This window comes from Faecalicatena orotica, from assembly GCF_905197545.1.
In the GTDB taxonomy this organism is placed as follows: Bacteria; Bacillota; Clostridia; order Lachnospirales; family Lachnospiraceae; genus Faecalicatena_A; species Faecalicatena_A orotica.
Genome location: NZ_CAJJZH010000003.1, coordinates 110,022 through 124,029, shown reverse-complemented (window position 1 = coordinate 124,029; position 14,008 = coordinate 110,022). Strand labels below are relative to the sequence as shown.

Here is a 14,008-nt window from a genome sequence, read left to right as displayed (position 1 = left end):
GGGCCTTCCCCTGATCCTGAAGCACCCGTTGAAATTTAGTGTGATTTTCCGAGTTCTTTCAAGGCTTCTTTATGCAGGTTCGGTCTTGTGCCAACCGTCTTGTTCCTGTTATATAAAGCGATTGTTTCGTAGACGATACATCCGATCAGTATCGCGGCGATTACAAGCACCTGGATCTCTGTTTTCTTAAAGATCGCCTTCAGAAGTGCGATTGCAACCAGTGAAACCCATGTCCATATGACACTTCCTTTACCGCCATTGATTGCGGTTCCGCCGATGATGGTAGCGGTCAGGGCGATCATAAGAGGGCTGATTCCTTTCTCACCCATTGTGATTCCGGCCGTTCCTGAGTAAATTCCGTTCAGCGCCCCGCCCAGTGCACATGCCGCGGAAGAAATGACGAATGCCATTGTTGTCACGCCGTCGCTCTTGATTCCTGCCAGCCATGCCGTCTCAAGGTTGCCGCCGATCATGTATACGTTGCGGCCGAATCTTGTGTAGCGCAGTACGATCATGACGATGAACACAACCAGTGTTGTAATCAGGAAATAGGTGGAAAACGGCAGGAAACCAACCGGTGTGTCATTCAGCACATCACTGAATGCATAATCTTTTCCGATACTGAGTTCTTCACCACCTGTGTAGATATACATGGAGCCTTTTAATACGAACTGCATACCCAGCGTTGCGATAAAGGAGTGTATCTTTAACTTTGTAACGAGGAAGCCGTTGATGCATCCTACCAAAACGCCGGCCAGTGTTGCAATCAGAATACATACGGCCCAGGGCAGTCCCTGGTCACCGTGCAGACCGAGGCAGAGCAGGGCTGCAAACGTGGACATATACATAATCGTAAGGTCCATGTGCCCGGCGATCATACATACTGTAAACCCAAGTCCCAGCCAGATTACAAGGCTTCCGTTTCCCGTAGCGGCACTAATGTTGTACATGGTGTAAAAATTATCTACAAAAAGACCAATTATCAATATCAGAGCCAGGAAAAGATAAGATCTGTTTTCATTAATTAAGTTTGCACTAATTTTAATCTTCTTATTTTTCATTATGCTCTACCCAACTTTCTGTTAGAATATGTGTTCAGCCATACAATGAACAGGAAGACAAGTCCCTGTACCAGGTACTTTTCATATGTTCCCAGACCGATCCAGGAGAGGATATTGTTCAGGATTCCATATGCAAGCACGCCCCCGAAGGTCCCGACTACCGAGCCTTTTCCTCCGTTTAAGAGACATCCTCCGAGAAGTACGGCTGTCAGACATGAGAAATCATATCCTGTCCCGTTTTCATAGGAAGCGGTCTTACGCAATGCTGCGAAGAAGATTCCCCCTATGGATGCACAGACTCCGTTGATGATATACGCCGTTACGAGCGTCTTTGTACAATTGATTCCGGAAAACTTCGCTACTTCGTAGTTCGTTCCGATCAGTTTCAGCTTCTGTCCAAATTTTGTCTTGGAATGAATGAACCATGCAATCACCATCATCACGATCATGACGATTGCCATCAGGGAAATGTATTTCCCAATGTAGGTCCTTGCTATAGAGAAGAATGTATTAGCCGCATTCTGTGCGAATTCTGTATCCTTTGCAACTTTATCTGCATAAAGCTGTTTTCCTTCCCAGATAACTCTTACGATACCGGAAAGCAGCAGGTTGAACCCCCATGTCCAGATGATCGGGTTCGCCCTGAACTTTCCGATCATGAATCCGTTGACAAGGCCAATCAGTGCACCTGACAGGATACCAATCAGAATTGCAACAGGGAATCCGAAGTTGATGGTCTGCACTGCCATCATACCTCCTACCGCCATTGTCAGTGGGATGGACATGTCTGTCATGTTGCCGGAATATGTAATAAAGATCAGGCCTGAACTGACCATACCGATCAGGGCAACCGCTTCCAGAATAGACTGGATATTGCTGGCTGCAAAAAATGTTCCTTTCGAAACAATCAGGCCGATAATGATCAGAGCTACGACTACAACATAGATTCCCAATTTATTGAAAATGAGACTGAACTTATTGATTTCCGTCTTTCTGGTATCTACTTTTGGAGTGTTTGTATTTGAATTTTTATTTATTTGTTCTGACATGATACGTACTCACCCTCCCCATTTGCTGCAATCAACAGTGCGTTTTCGTTAATTCCTTCTTTCGGAATTTCACCGATGATATGCCCTTCTCTTAAAATAACTGCACGGTCACATAAACCTACTACCTCAGGCAGGTCACTGGAAAGAAGAATACATGCATTTCCCTGGGAAACGTATCTCTTCACAGCATCATGGATAACCTGTTTTGCATTGACGTCAACACCTCGTGTAGGTTCATCCAGAATCAGAATATCTACGTCCGCCGCCAGCCATTTTGCCATCAGCACTTTCTGCTGGTTACCACCGGAGAAGCTGTTTACCAGTCTGTCCCTGTCTGCCGGGTATACACTCATTTCATTGATTCTCTCATCGACAAGGTCATTCTGCTTCTTTGCCTGATAAAGGATTCCGGGCCCACATTTATCAATAATGCATGCCGTCACATTGTCGGACACAGTCTGCGGAAGCGCCAGACCTACGACTTTTCTGTCTTCTGTCAGATATCCGAGGCCGCCCCTGATAGACTCTCCGAGGTCTTTGAAATGAACTTCTTTGCCGTGGATATATACCTTGCCCCCGTCGGTCTTGTCAACGCCTGTCAGGCCTCTTGCGATTTCTGTTCTTCCGGATCCTGCCAGTCCGCAGATGGCGAGTACTTCTCCTTTATGGAGGTTGAAGTTAATATGGTGGAAAAATCCCCACCTTGTAAAATCTTCTACCCGTAACACTTCTTCATCTGTTACCATGCTCTTGTGGTCAGCGTAAAAGCTTTTTACCGGTTCACCGACCATGCATTCAACGAGCTGTTCTGTATTAGTCTCCGTAATCGGGAAGGAATCTACCAGCTTTCCGTCCCTCATGACCGTTACCATATCGGCTATTTCAAAAATCTCTCCTAGATGATGGGAAATATATACAATGGCCAGCCCCTGTTCTTTCAGATTTCTCACGATGTCAAACAGCCTGTTGACTTCCTCGCTGGACAGCGCACTTGTGGGCTCATCCATAACAAGTATCTTAGGTTCGAAGCCCAGTACCTTTGCAATCTCTACCAGCTGTGCATCACACTGGCTGATCTCGGATACATCCAGCGTCGGGTCGATATCATCCAGACCCACACGGTGGAGCAGTTTTTTCGCCTCCTCAATCGCCTTTGCCTTGTCGATAAACAATGCATTCTTCTTCGGAAGACGTCCAACCAGAAGGTTCTCATAAATAGAAATTCTTCTTGCAAGAGACAGTTCCTGATATACCATTCCAATTCCATATTCTCTGGCGAGATTCGGTGTATGCACCTCTCTCTTTTCCCCGTCAATATAAATCTCTCCTGTGTAGTCATTAAAAAGTCCGGCGAGCATTTTCATCAGAGTTGATTTACCAGCTCCATTCTCACCCATGAGGGCATGTACCTCCCCTGCTCTCACTCGGAAATCGACCTGATCTACAGCCAATGTTCCGGGAAACCTTTTGGACACTTTTCTCATGTCCAATGCATACGCTTCATTTTTAGATGCGTTACCCATGCTGATTGCTCCTTTCGTATAGCGCTTGTGACGTATCGGAACCGATACGCTATTTATTGATTTCTCCGCCGGCAAAGCCCATCACATAATTGTGACGCTTCACCGCGGCTGCATCCGGGTTAATTCAGAACTTCCCTCACCTTTTCGGCAAATGCCTTTCCAAGTCTTTCATGATATTGCGGCTCCATGTGGACCCCGTCCTTTGTGGAAGCCTCCCCGTACTGTGCCGCATCCATGTAATGAAGTCCGTTCGCTTCTGCAAACGCTTTGTATGCCTTTGCAAAACCCAGCGACCGCTCATAGGCGCCGTCCCCAAACATATCATAGAAGAGTACATTGTCCCTATATGCCGGATTGATCAGGATCGGTGACACAAGCAGCACTTCCGGTTTTTTGCCGTCCATCGGCACTGTCTTAAGCACATCCAGATAGCGTCCAAATCCAAAGGCAATCGTCTCCGGATTCACTGCAAACCTTGCCTTTAAGTCATTGGTTCCCAGCATCAGGATGATCAGGTCAAGAGGCGACTGCGAGTCGCAGCAGGGTGCGAAATAGGTAATTCCGGCAAGTCTTCCTTCCACTACATCGTCGTGTACGGAAGTCCGCCCGTTATAACCTTCCTCAATCACCTGGTAATCCTCCCCGAGTTCCCTCTGAAGGACGCCTGTCCAGCGTACATCCTGCGGGTGTCTTGCACTGTCTCCGGGAATTGCCCCCCATGTATTCGAATCTCCAAAGCATAATATCCTTTTTTTCATAAACAGCTCTCCTTACGATTACATGAATTTCTTACGCGCATCATACAGCGCGATGATATTTTCCACCGGGACATCGCCTTCAAAATCCTGACTCGGTCCCAGAATATATCCGCCGTTTACATTCATCGTCTCGATAATGTACTCTGTTTCTCTCCGGACCTCCTCCGGTGTACCAAACGGGAGCAGGCGCTGGGTGTCCACACCTCCCTGAAAGCAAATCTGGTCTCCAAAATCCCTTTTCAGAGAATCTACCTCCATCCCCTTCACCTTCTGGATCGGCTCGAGTCCGTCTGCGCCACAGTCGATCAGGTTCGGAATAATCGGCCTGACCGCGCCGCAGGAATGCTGGAGATAGTAACATCCGTATTTATGGGCAAGCTGTACAAGCTTTTTTGTATTCTCCGCGAAATATTCGTCCCACATCTGCGGGCTGAACAACAGGCTGATCTGTGTCCCGTAGTCATCACACGGCCGGATCAGGTCGATTGCCCCATCCCCTGCTTCAAACATCCTCTCGTACAGTTCCATGTAAAAATCACTGTAACGGTTCAGCATCGCCTTGACGAGGTCCGGTTCATCAGCCATAAGCATATAAAACTGTTCCGCCGGGTACATTTCCAGAAATACCTGATAAGGTCCCGGCCATCCGATGCGTATCGCCTTATCTTTATGCTTATCACAGAACCGCTTTACCGCCTCATAATCGAAGTCGTCCGGGTCCGGCCAGTCATGGAAAGTGAGGAAATCCTCCATCGTCTCCACATGCTGCATCGGCCGCCAGATCGTGTGATTGTTGTACTCCACACCATTCCATTTCTCCACATACCGCTGCCCGAAGGGGTGCGTATGTACGACCTCCCCGTTTGCATTCACATAATCGGGCTTTTTATTTCCGATGTATGGCGGAATATCCATAATCCTCGTATCAATTTCCAGAATATCCATGACTTCATCCTGAGTCTCAACCCGGAAATATTCTTTCATCTTGTCCCAGGCAGTCTCAACCGCCTGCATTGTAGCAGGGACACGGTCAGGAGTTTTGTGTTCAAATGCCGCCCTGACGCGTTCTTTACTTGTCATCATCCCGATCCCTCCCTTACGTCCTTTACTTGATAAGTCCATTATAGAGAGGTGGAATAGTAAATTCAATTAAAATTAAATTTTAAATTTAAACGTTTAAATTTAAATCATACTAAAAATGTAGGAGTTGTAACACTATTTAAGAAGTTTAGAAGAACACCTTTAGAAGAGACAAATGGGGGGCAGATGCTGTTCCATATGCCCCCAAAACAGATTATTTTGCAAAATTCCCAGCTACCCTCATGGCGATTTTCTCCCATTTGAAGAGTCTTTCAGGATCATATCTTACGGTGGAGATATCCTTGAAAATCAGCTCTACATGATATCTTCCTTCTGTCAGGTCCATGAATTCACGGATTTCTTTTTCAGCCTGGGCCTCGTCAAAGATATTTCCGGCTACTATAGCGGGGTTCGGTTTTCTGCTGATGACATAATCGGTGCCGATATCTTCTATAATACGCCCGCTTTTACACCACGGAGAAACGGATATCTTGCGCAGGTTCGGGATTCTTCTTAAGTAACTGACTTTTAAATCCAGAGGTTCGCAGCAGCCGTAGTATGTCAGGCCGAATCTTTTCAGCCATTTCAGGTCGTGTTCTATTGCAAAGTCCCAGTGCATCTTGGGGGATACAGTTGAGAATATCTGGGCGTTGGAACACCCCCACATATTTTTGGCAAGAACGTGGCCGGGGTCATAGTCCGTTCCCGGAAGTTCTGTTGTGTAGCCATATCCGCCGGAGCCGACACGGGTATTGTTACAGTCCAGCGAAAGAAGGTTCTGCTCTTCAAACTGGTCAAGCTCTGTCATCCATGCCTGCACCATTTTTTCATAAATGTCATGGACCATGTCCGGGCGCATGACCAGATCCATGATCGCCTCCTGCACGCCCCACCAGCGGATCAGGTAATCCCACGGAGTATACCAGATGTGTGTCTGCCCGACCTTTTTCACTGGTATGATTCCTTCAAATATATCGCACATGGCATCATAGGAATACTGGGTAGCTTTCTCAAAGTGGGTGACGACCGGCATCTTGATTTTTTCGATGTCTTCCGGCTCTTTGATCTGGATTTTAAAATGCCGGGAATAAATATCATTCTTATCATCAGTCATAGCCGTGTCCACATCCTCAACGATACCAAAGTCTGTAGAATGGATCGCCAGCGGGCACTCGATAAACGGGCTGACTACCATATCCCCGCGGAAATGGTCCCACTGGAAAATCGTCCTGCGCAGTGTCTCTTCCAGATTCCTTGCCCAGGGATGTGTACAGCGAACCGTAAGTTCCTCGTTTACATTCATCTCATGCCACGGCACTTCGTTGATCCAGACCATCGGTTTTACAGATTTCTTATCATTTAAAAGCGTCCAGTTTCTTGCATTAATTTCATTGATTTTGTCACCGGATATTTCTGCAATCCGGCCTCCCAGCCGTCTCAAAATATCCTTATCCCCACGGGATAATACAATTTCTTTCTCTTCCGGTACTACCGGTCTGTGTGACGGGTCGTGCAGCATAGCGGTTCCTCCTTTGGCATATATGGTTTCCTTTACTTTCCTGATCAAACCTTACCACCCCATGCAAAAAGCCACAACTTTCGGTTGTGGCTTCATGGTTGCCCGATGTGACTTATTCTTTCTGACATCTTCTTTTTTATGGTTCTGTGCAGGCACGGCGCTTCTTATATTCTCCGGGTGTGACTTCCATGTACCGCTTGAATGCTCTGGTGAATGCCTTTTCATCGCTGTAGCCGCATTTCTCTGCCGCCTCCCTGACAGTGGCGCCCTCCAGCAGGGCCTTTGCCCCGACACTCATTTTTCTCGTATAGACGAACTGCCGGGGACACATCTTAAAGATTTCCTTGAACCGCCTCGTGAAGTAGGACCGTTCCATTCCCGCACAGGCCGCAAGCTCCTGAATCTCCGGGTCATCGGCTATGTGCTCATCTATATAAGAAAGGACCCGGTTCATGCGCCTGCTTCCCGTGCGGTAGAGGGTCAGCCGCTGTTCCAGCCTTTTCAGGAAAATATCAAAGAGCCGGTTCACATCTTCAAAGGAGGCAGGATCTCTCTGGATGACTTGGATGCTTTTCAGCAGATAGTACAAGTCCTCCCCTTCACAGATCTCGACAGCGGTGAAATCCCTCCCCATAGACAGATCCAGTTCTACATGGAACCAGAGGACCTCCAGCGGGTCTTTGACATCGTGCCTGAGGGAATAAGACTGCATGACAGGAAGGATATAAAGCCAGCCCTTTTTCAGTTGTACTTCCTCCTCCCCCTGCCGGAACCATGCCTTCCCCCCGCAGACATAATAAATACGGTAAAATGTGGCACATTCCCCCGTCATCCCCCAGTCTGAAGGACAAAGCGTATAATCATTCATCAGGATCTGAAAACGATAGTGCATAGAGTTCCTCCTCAAAATAGCTGTTTAACTTGAAACGTTTTACATTAACATTGACTTTTCATTTTCCTTATGACAATATAATGTTGGGATCAAAAATATTTTGACCCCTGATGCCTACGGATTTCTCCGCACTTCGTGCTCCCAAAATCCTAAAAACATTCGAAATCCGCCCTAATCGGGCTACTTTCTCATGTTTTACGGGTCCCAAAGTCATTCAATTGCATGCGAGCATGCATTGAATGACCTTTTGACCCTGGCATTATAATATTATAGTATACTTTGTTCGTTTACTCAATTGAAGGAGGAACTTTTATGGCGACTTTGAAAGATGTTGCAGAACGGGCGGGCGTCTCCATCGCGACTGTCTCAAACTGTCTGAATAATACAAAGAGTGTGAAGCCGGCCACCAGGACCAGAATCATGAGTGTCATCGAGGAACTGAACTATATCCCTAATGCTTCTGCCAGGAACCTCAAGTCAGAGACATCCCGGGAGATTGGCGTTGTTTTTCCGGATATTGATGACTCATGTCACTCAGATATTCTAAAGGGGATCATCTCACGCGCTGAGAGCATGGACTATTCGCTGAATATTTCATTTTCTTACCATACGCCAAAGCTGGAACGCAAGATTATTGACCAGCTTATCGGCAGGAATGTAGCCGGCCTGATCCTGATCTCCTGCCAGCCGGACAACGTGGAATACTTTCAGAACAGTATCATCAGGCATAATGTGCCTGCCGTTTTCCTGGAGCATTTCCCGGACAGTATCGACGCCAACTTTCTGGCCTTTGACAACTATAATTCCTGCTATTATCTGACGAAGAAGCTGATCGAAAACGGATACACGAATATTAAGCTCATGATCGGACACAGTGAGTTTTTTACAGAAAGGGAATGCCTGCGGGGATTCAGTGATGCGCACGATGATCTCGGTCTGGATTTTTCTATGAATCAGATGATAGAGACGCGTTTTACGACAGAGTCCGCGTTCCGCAAGGCCATGTTCAATATCGTGGAGGAGCCGCCCCAGGCGATCATAACCTCTTCCTATCCGCTTGCCAAAGGAATCATAGAGGCCTTTAACCTCTGTTCCATAAAAGTGCCGAAAGACACCTGTATTATCACTCTGGGGGAGGAATCCTGGAACGAGTCCAATTATCTCCCCAACCTGATCCATACCTCACGTACAGCACACACAATGGGAATCCGCAGTATTGATGTCCTGATGAAGAACCTGCATGAACCTGCATTTTTCGAGAAAGAATTTATGCTGTTCAAGGACAATGTCATCGGAAGCCACCTGAATATCCCGAAGGCGCCTGTCCCATATCATTCTGTCAGAACGCCGAAACGGACGCTGCGCATCATCGCCACATCCATGCCGACAATCCTGTCACTGCATGCGGTATCGCGGGAATTCGAGCGGCAGCACGAGGTAAAGATTGAATTTGACTTTGTAAGCTACAGAGAACTAATTGAAACGATTGTATCTGACAGTAAACGGGAAAAGGGCAGATATGATATCTATATGTTTGATGTATCATGGCTCACTTACCTTGCCAATCTGGATGTACTTACAGATATTACCGAACTGATGACCTCGAATGAGCTGTTCAGCAAACATCTGGTCCCGAAAAATCTTGCGAATGCCTGCTATAAGGGACGTTTTTACGGTTTTCCGATCGTAGGAGGCTCCCATATTCTTTTTTACCGGAAGGATTTGTTCGAGCAGCCCACGATACAGCACCAGTTTGAATCGCTCTATAACATGCCCTTACGTCCGCCAAAGACATGGAAGGAATTCAACGGGATCGCCCAGTTTTTCACAAAAAAATATAATCCATACTCTCCGACACTGTACGGAACTTCGATCATCGGCAGTGTCAATGAAGAGTTTGCGCTGGAACTGCAGATCCGGCTCTGGAGCTTTGGCGGCGGGCTCTTCGACAGTTCCGGGCGGCTGAAGCTGGATACCCCGCAGAATGTCAAGGCGCTGCAGAGCCTGCTTGATACGGCTATGTATACGGAAAACGGCATCTCAGATACCTCCATCAATTCCAGTTTTTACGACTTCGGGAGCGGACGGACTGCCATGCTTTTGTCCTTCACCGAATATGGTACTCTCATCAACGACTGCCTGCACGGAGATATTATCACCAAGATTGATTACAGCATGGTCCCGGGACAGACGCCTGCCAATGTAGGATGGCATATGGGTATCAGCAGGACTACCCGCCATACCGAACTGATCGCGAACTATTTTAAGTGGATCTGCCAGAAGCAGACAAGTTACTATATGACTACGCTAAACGGGCAGTCTACCGTCCTCCACCCTTACGAGAACCAGGAGATACTAAGACTTTACCCGTGGATGAAACTGAATACAAAATGTTTCGAGAAAGCACGCAACAGAATCTATCCTTATCAGAGTGCAGAACGGATCATTCCCCCATACGAAATCGAGACGATCCTGCAGGATGTCTGTCAGAAAGCCTACCGGAAAGAACTCACTGTTCAGGATGCACTGAGGCAGGCAGAAAAGAGGATACAGGCACTTTTTAAATAGAATTTCAAATCACCGCCGGTCTGACGGCCCGCTCAAGCCGGCGGATTGTTTCACTGATCGCCTCCATACGGATTCCGGAATAGTTAATGATCAGAATGTGTTCCCGGGTTTTCTGCGGATTCCTGCAGTACTCGGAAAAACAGGCCAGGTCTATCCCCTGCTGCCTTGCCCTTGCTACCAGTTCCTCATCTGTCAGGACGGTATCCAGTATTAAGAGGAAATAGGTTCCTGCCTCTGCCTCCTGAATTTTTGCGATATCTTTCAAAGAGGAATTTTCAATTTCCTGAATCAGCCTCGTCTTAAGTTTCCTGTAAAAGCTGCGCATCCGGTTCAGATGGCGCCCGAAATATTCTTCTGAAATAAAGCGGGCCAGCGTATGCTGTTCAAAGCAGGACACGGTACAGGAAGAATAGCACATCTTCTCAACGTATTTTATCATCAGATTTTCGGGAAGCACCATGTAACTGATGCGGATGGACGGCACGATGCTCTTTGAAAATGTATTGAGGTAGATCACACGGCCGGATTTGTCCATTGCATACAGGGCCGGGCTCTGCTTGTTTACATAGCGGAACTCACTGTCAAAGTTATCTTCTATGATGTAGCCGCCCGTTTCCGCGGCCCAGTTCAGCACCTCCTGCCTGCGCCCCACGGGTGTAACGATACCGGTCGGAAAATGGTGCTCCGGGGTGGCATGCAGGACATCACAGCCGCTTTCCTTCAGGGAACTGACCGATATTCCCTTTTCATCCATGCCGACCTGCCTCCAGTTCACCTGATTTCTCTCAAACAATTCATATGTATAAGAGTAGCCGATTTCCTCCAGCCCGTAGCACCTTCCCGCACCTAATATCTGGAAAAGCTGCTGGTATAAAAATTCCGTCCCCGCCCCTATGATGATCTGGGACGGAGATACATGCATCCCCCTGAACCTGCGCAGGTTTTCCGCGATGGCCTGCCGCAGCTCCAGCACCCCTCTGCACGGAACTGCTTTTAAAAGTTTCTCGTCCCTTGCCGTGATGACTTCTCTCATTAGTTTAGCCCAGATAGAAAATGGAAAATGCTGCATGCCTATACGGTTACACCGCAGGTCTGCGTAATAAGGACTGTCCGTATCTTCCCTATATAATCGGACTGGTGCTGCTTGTTCCTGTATGCCCTGTGCTTTCAGCCTGCTGACATAATATCCGCTGCACTCTACAGAGTAGATATACCCCTCCAGCATCAGCTGTGCATAGGCATTTTCAACAGTCACGACACTGATCCCGAGCCGGGATGCCAGCATGCGTTTAGACGGCAGCTTCTCCTCTGCCTTCAGTTCCCCCTTCAGTATATCTTCCCTGATACAATGGTACAAATATTCATAGATCGGCATCTTTCCCCGTTTTTCAATCTCGCAGGTTACCATCTGAGCCTCCAACTGATCTTATTTTTTATTAGCAAACTGATCATTTTAATCATGTCAATTTCTATTATAATGAGTATTATCAGAACTGTAAAGGAGGAACAACACTATGGGAATATATGCAATTACGGGAGGTTCCGGCGGAATCGGGGGCCAGACGGTAAAACTTCTGAAAGAAGCCGGACACGAGGTCATTAATATTGACCTGAAAGGCGGCGACATATCCGCGAATCTGGCTTCGCCCGAGGGACGCAGGGAAGCTATTGAAGAACTCCATCAGAAATGTCCGGAAGGGCTGGACGGTATGATTTGCAATGCCGGCGTATCCGGGGCTGTCGGGAATCTGCAGCTCATCGTTTCCCTGAATTATTTTGGAACCATTGAAATTGCAAAGGGCGTGTCCGGTCTGCTCCGCAAGAAAAAGGGCTGTTGTGTAGTGACCTCTTCCAATACCATCTCGCAGGGCGCCGGCCGGATGGACCTTGTGGACCTGCTGAATAATTCAGGCAATGAGCAGATGATTCTCAATCTCATCAGCAAATGGGACCAGAAAGATTTAACCGTCGGCAACAGTATCTATGTAGCAACCAAGTATGCACTCGCCCGCTGGGTCCGCAGGATTTCTTCCTCCTGGGCAGCCCGTGGTGTGCGTGTCAACGCAGTCGCTCCCGGAAACGTACAGACACCTATGACTGCCGCCCTCCAGGGAGGCGCCCGCGATGCACTCAATGCGCTTCCAATTCCTGCACGCTTCGGACAGGAAGCACTTATGGAGGCCGAAGAGATCGCCGGGGCCATCGTGTTCCTCACATCCAAATATGCCGCCGGCATCAATGGAAACATCCTGTTCGTGGACGGCGGGACCGATGCATTACTGAATTCTGAGAAAGTTTATTAGGAGGAGCCGCTATGAATATCATTCAGAAATATATCGAGACTATGGAAAACAGAGACTATGAAGGACTTGCCGAGCTGTTTGACTGTGACGGGACCCTCGTCGACCACTGCCCGAATGGGACCTCCCAGCCGGAGTACCATGTTTACGGAAAAGAAGCGATCAATATGTTTTTCAGAAATAAATTTACATTCGGGAAATTCTGTATCTCTGAGGCAGAGATTATTGATGAAAGACACGCGAAGTTTGTGGCGAACTACTCCGGGTATATGGTAATGGCGATTGCAACAATACGGTATACAAACGAAGAAGGTTTGATACAGAAACTATCGGTAAGGCCGAAATAAGATAAGGGGATTGGCAGAAGTGGAGGTTTCCGTGATTTTGGAAACCTCCACTTCTATGTTTATTTATCCCACCCGCATACCTTCATTTTCTCCATGACAAGGGCAGTGACCTTCTCTCTGCCCGCAGCTCCCAGCTTTTTCGGGTCAATCGTACCGGGATGCTTTTCCAACACTTCTTTTATCCCATCCGTGAAAACCACGCGCAGCTCTGTAGCGAAATTGACTTTGCAGATTCCAAGCCTAATACTCTCTCTTACTGCCTCATCAGGCACACCGGATGCACCGTGGAGTACCAGTGGGACAGATACTTTCTCCCGAATCTCCTGAAGCCGTCCAAAATCCAGCTTTGGCTCCCCTTTATAGAAACCATGCGCGGTCCCGATGGCAACCGCAAGGGAAGAGATCCCGGTTCTCTCTGTGAACGCTTCTGCCTGCATGGGATCTGTATAGGCATCGCCGCTGCCTCCGTCCAGATCGTCTTCTTTCCCTCCTACTTTTCCCAGCTCCGCCTCAACAGGTATTCCCACACTGCTGCACATCCTGACTACTTCGGCCGTTATCTTGACATTCTCCTCAAAGGGCTTCTGCGAGCCGTCTATCATAACCGATGTATATCCTGCATGAACCGTCCTGACCGCCAGGGCGTAATCGGAGCCGTGGTCTAAATGAAGCGCTGCACACACTCCTGCTTCTTCTGCCGCACAGGCAGCATTCGCATAAAAATATTCCGGTGAGGCATACCTCAGTGTAGATGGGGTGGTCTGCATGATGACAGGCGCATCCAGTGCTTTGGCAGCCGCGATAACCGCCTGTACCATTTCCATGTTTTCCACATTAAATGCCCCGACAGCATAATGCTCCCTCTGGGCCTTTAACAGCATTTCTTTCGTTGTAATTAATGGCATGTTTTT

At 47.8% G+C, this 14,008-nt stretch carries 12 protein-coding genes; 3 read left to right on the top strand and 9 right to left on the bottom strand.

The annotated features are described in order from the left end of the window. Positions 1-35: 35 nt before the first annotated feature. The 7 genes from ABIN22_RS07335 to ABIN22_RS07305 all read right to left on the bottom strand — a co-directional run bounded on the left by ABIN22_RS07335 (position 36) and on the right by ABIN22_RS07305 (position 7,882). Entirely contained in the window at positions 36-950 is a 915-nt protein-coding gene (locus ABIN22_RS07335) for an ABC transporter permease (RefSeq protein ID WP_346907657.1), read from the bottom strand. Positions 951-1,060: 110 nt separating this feature from the next. Next, positions 1,061-2,110 carry an ABC transporter permease gene (locus tag ABIN22_RS07330; RefSeq protein ID WP_346907656.1) on the bottom strand — a complete coding sequence of 350 codons (1,050 nt, stop codon included), beginning with the start codon at positions 2,108-2,110 and terminating at the stop codon, positions 1,061-1,063. Next, positions 2,095-3,633, bottom strand: a complete 1,539-nt coding sequence (locus tag ABIN22_RS07325; RefSeq protein WP_242996111.1) for a sugar ABC transporter ATP-binding protein — start codon at positions 3,631-3,633, stop codon at positions 2,095-2,097. The genes ABIN22_RS07330 and ABIN22_RS07325 overlap by 16 nt, the downstream gene beginning before the upstream one ends. Positions 3,634-3,752: 119 nt before the next feature. After that, positions 3,753-4,391, bottom strand: coding sequence for an SGNH/GDSL hydrolase family protein (locus ABIN22_RS07320; protein ID WP_109731983.1), 639 nt, complete (start codon positions 4,389-4,391; stop codon positions 3,753-3,755). Between the two features lie 18 nt (positions 4,392-4,409). Next, positions 4,410-5,474, bottom strand: a complete 1,065-nt coding sequence (locus ABIN22_RS07315; protein ID WP_346907653.1) for a uroporphyrinogen decarboxylase family protein — start codon at positions 5,472-5,474, stop codon at positions 4,410-4,412. A 211-nt stretch (positions 5,475-5,685) separates the two neighbouring features. Next, positions 5,686-7,038 (bottom strand): hypothetical protein, encoded by a 1,353-nt coding sequence (locus tag ABIN22_RS07310; RefSeq protein ID WP_346907651.1) that lies wholly within the window; start codon positions 7,036-7,038, stop codon positions 5,686-5,688. A gap of 88 nt (positions 7,039-7,126) precedes the next feature. Next, a complete protein-coding gene (locus tag ABIN22_RS07305; protein WP_346907649.1) occupies positions 7,127-7,882 on the bottom strand; it encodes a helix-turn-helix domain-containing protein in 756 nt (251 codons plus the stop codon). Positions 7,883-8,194: 312 nt separating this feature from the next. On the opposite strand from ABIN22_RS07305, the gene ABIN22_RS07300 reads away from it, so the two are divergent. Next, positions 8,195-10,450: an extracellular solute-binding protein gene (locus ABIN22_RS07300; RefSeq protein WP_346907647.1), complete on the top strand. Its 2,256-nt coding sequence runs from the start codon at positions 8,195-8,197 to the stop codon at positions 10,448-10,450. Positions 10,451-10,454: 4 nt separating this feature from the next. Here the strand turns inward: ABIN22_RS07300 and pdxR are convergent, their stop codons facing one another. Then, on the bottom strand, positions 10,455-11,858 hold the full coding sequence (gene pdxR, locus ABIN22_RS07295) for a MocR-like pyridoxine biosynthesis transcription factor PdxR (RefSeq protein ID WP_346907645.1): 1,404 nt from the start codon (positions 11,856-11,858) through the stop codon (positions 10,455-10,457). Between the two features lie 106 nt (positions 11,859-11,964). Here pdxR and ABIN22_RS07290 point away from each other — a divergent pair, with 106 nt between their 5' ends. Then, complete coding sequence (locus ABIN22_RS07290) at positions 11,965-12,753, top strand: SDR family oxidoreductase (RefSeq protein ID WP_346907643.1); 789 nt, start codon at positions 11,965-11,967, stop codon at positions 12,751-12,753. Between the two features lie 11 nt (positions 12,754-12,764). Continuing rightward, positions 12,765-13,097 (top strand): nuclear transport factor 2 family protein, encoded by a 333-nt coding sequence (locus ABIN22_RS07285; RefSeq protein ID WP_346907641.1) that lies wholly within the window; start codon positions 12,765-12,767, stop codon positions 13,095-13,097. Positions 13,098-13,156: 59 nt separating this feature from the next. On the opposite strand, the gene ABIN22_RS07280 is transcribed toward ABIN22_RS07285, so the two are convergent. Beyond that, positions 13,157-14,002 (bottom strand): class II fructose-bisphosphate aldolase, encoded by an 846-nt coding sequence (locus ABIN22_RS07280; protein WP_346907639.1) that lies wholly within the window; start codon positions 14,000-14,002, stop codon positions 13,157-13,159. Positions 14,003-14,008: the final 6 nt, after the last annotated feature.

Excerpts from the sequence above, each read along its gene's own strand:
- ABIN22_RS07285 (WP_346907641.1), top strand. The coding sequence starts at position 12,765 with ATGAATATCATTCAGAAATATATCGAGACTATGGAAAACAGAGACTAT.
- ABIN22_RS07330 (WP_346907656.1), bottom strand. The coding sequence starts at position 2,110 with ATGTCAGAACAAATAAATAAAAATTCAAATACAAACACTCCAAAAGTA.
- ABIN22_RS07280 (WP_346907639.1), bottom strand. The coding sequence starts at position 14,002 with ATGCCATTAATTACAACGAAAGAAATGCTGTTAAAGGCCCAGAGGGAG.
- ABIN22_RS07305 (WP_346907649.1), bottom strand. The coding sequence starts at position 7,882 with ATGCACTATCGTTTTCAGATCCTGATGAATGATTATACGCTTTGTCCT.
- ABIN22_RS07290 (WP_346907643.1), top strand. The coding sequence starts at position 11,965 with ATGGGAATATATGCAATTACGGGAGGTTCCGGCGGAATCGGGGGCCAG.
- ABIN22_RS07300 (WP_346907647.1), top strand. The coding sequence starts at position 8,195 with ATGGCGACTTTGAAAGATGTTGCAGAACGGGCGGGCGTCTCCATCGCG.
- pdxR (WP_346907645.1), bottom strand. The coding sequence starts at position 11,858 with ATGGTAACCTGCGAGATTGAAAAACGGGGAAAGATGCCGATCTATGAA.
- ABIN22_RS07320 (WP_109731983.1), bottom strand. The coding sequence starts at position 4,391 with ATGAAAAAAAGGATATTATGCTTTGGAGATTCGAATACATGGGGGGCA.
- ABIN22_RS07335 (WP_346907657.1), bottom strand. The coding sequence starts at position 950 with ATGTACAACATTAGTGCCGCTACGGGAAACGGAAGCCTTGTAATCTGG.
- ABIN22_RS07315 (WP_346907653.1), bottom strand. The coding sequence starts at position 5,474 with ATGATGACAAGTAAAGAACGCGTCAGGGCGGCATTTGAACACAAAACT.
- ABIN22_RS07325 (WP_242996111.1), bottom strand. The coding sequence starts at position 3,633 with ATGGGTAACGCATCTAAAAATGAAGCGTATGCATTGGACATGAGAAAA.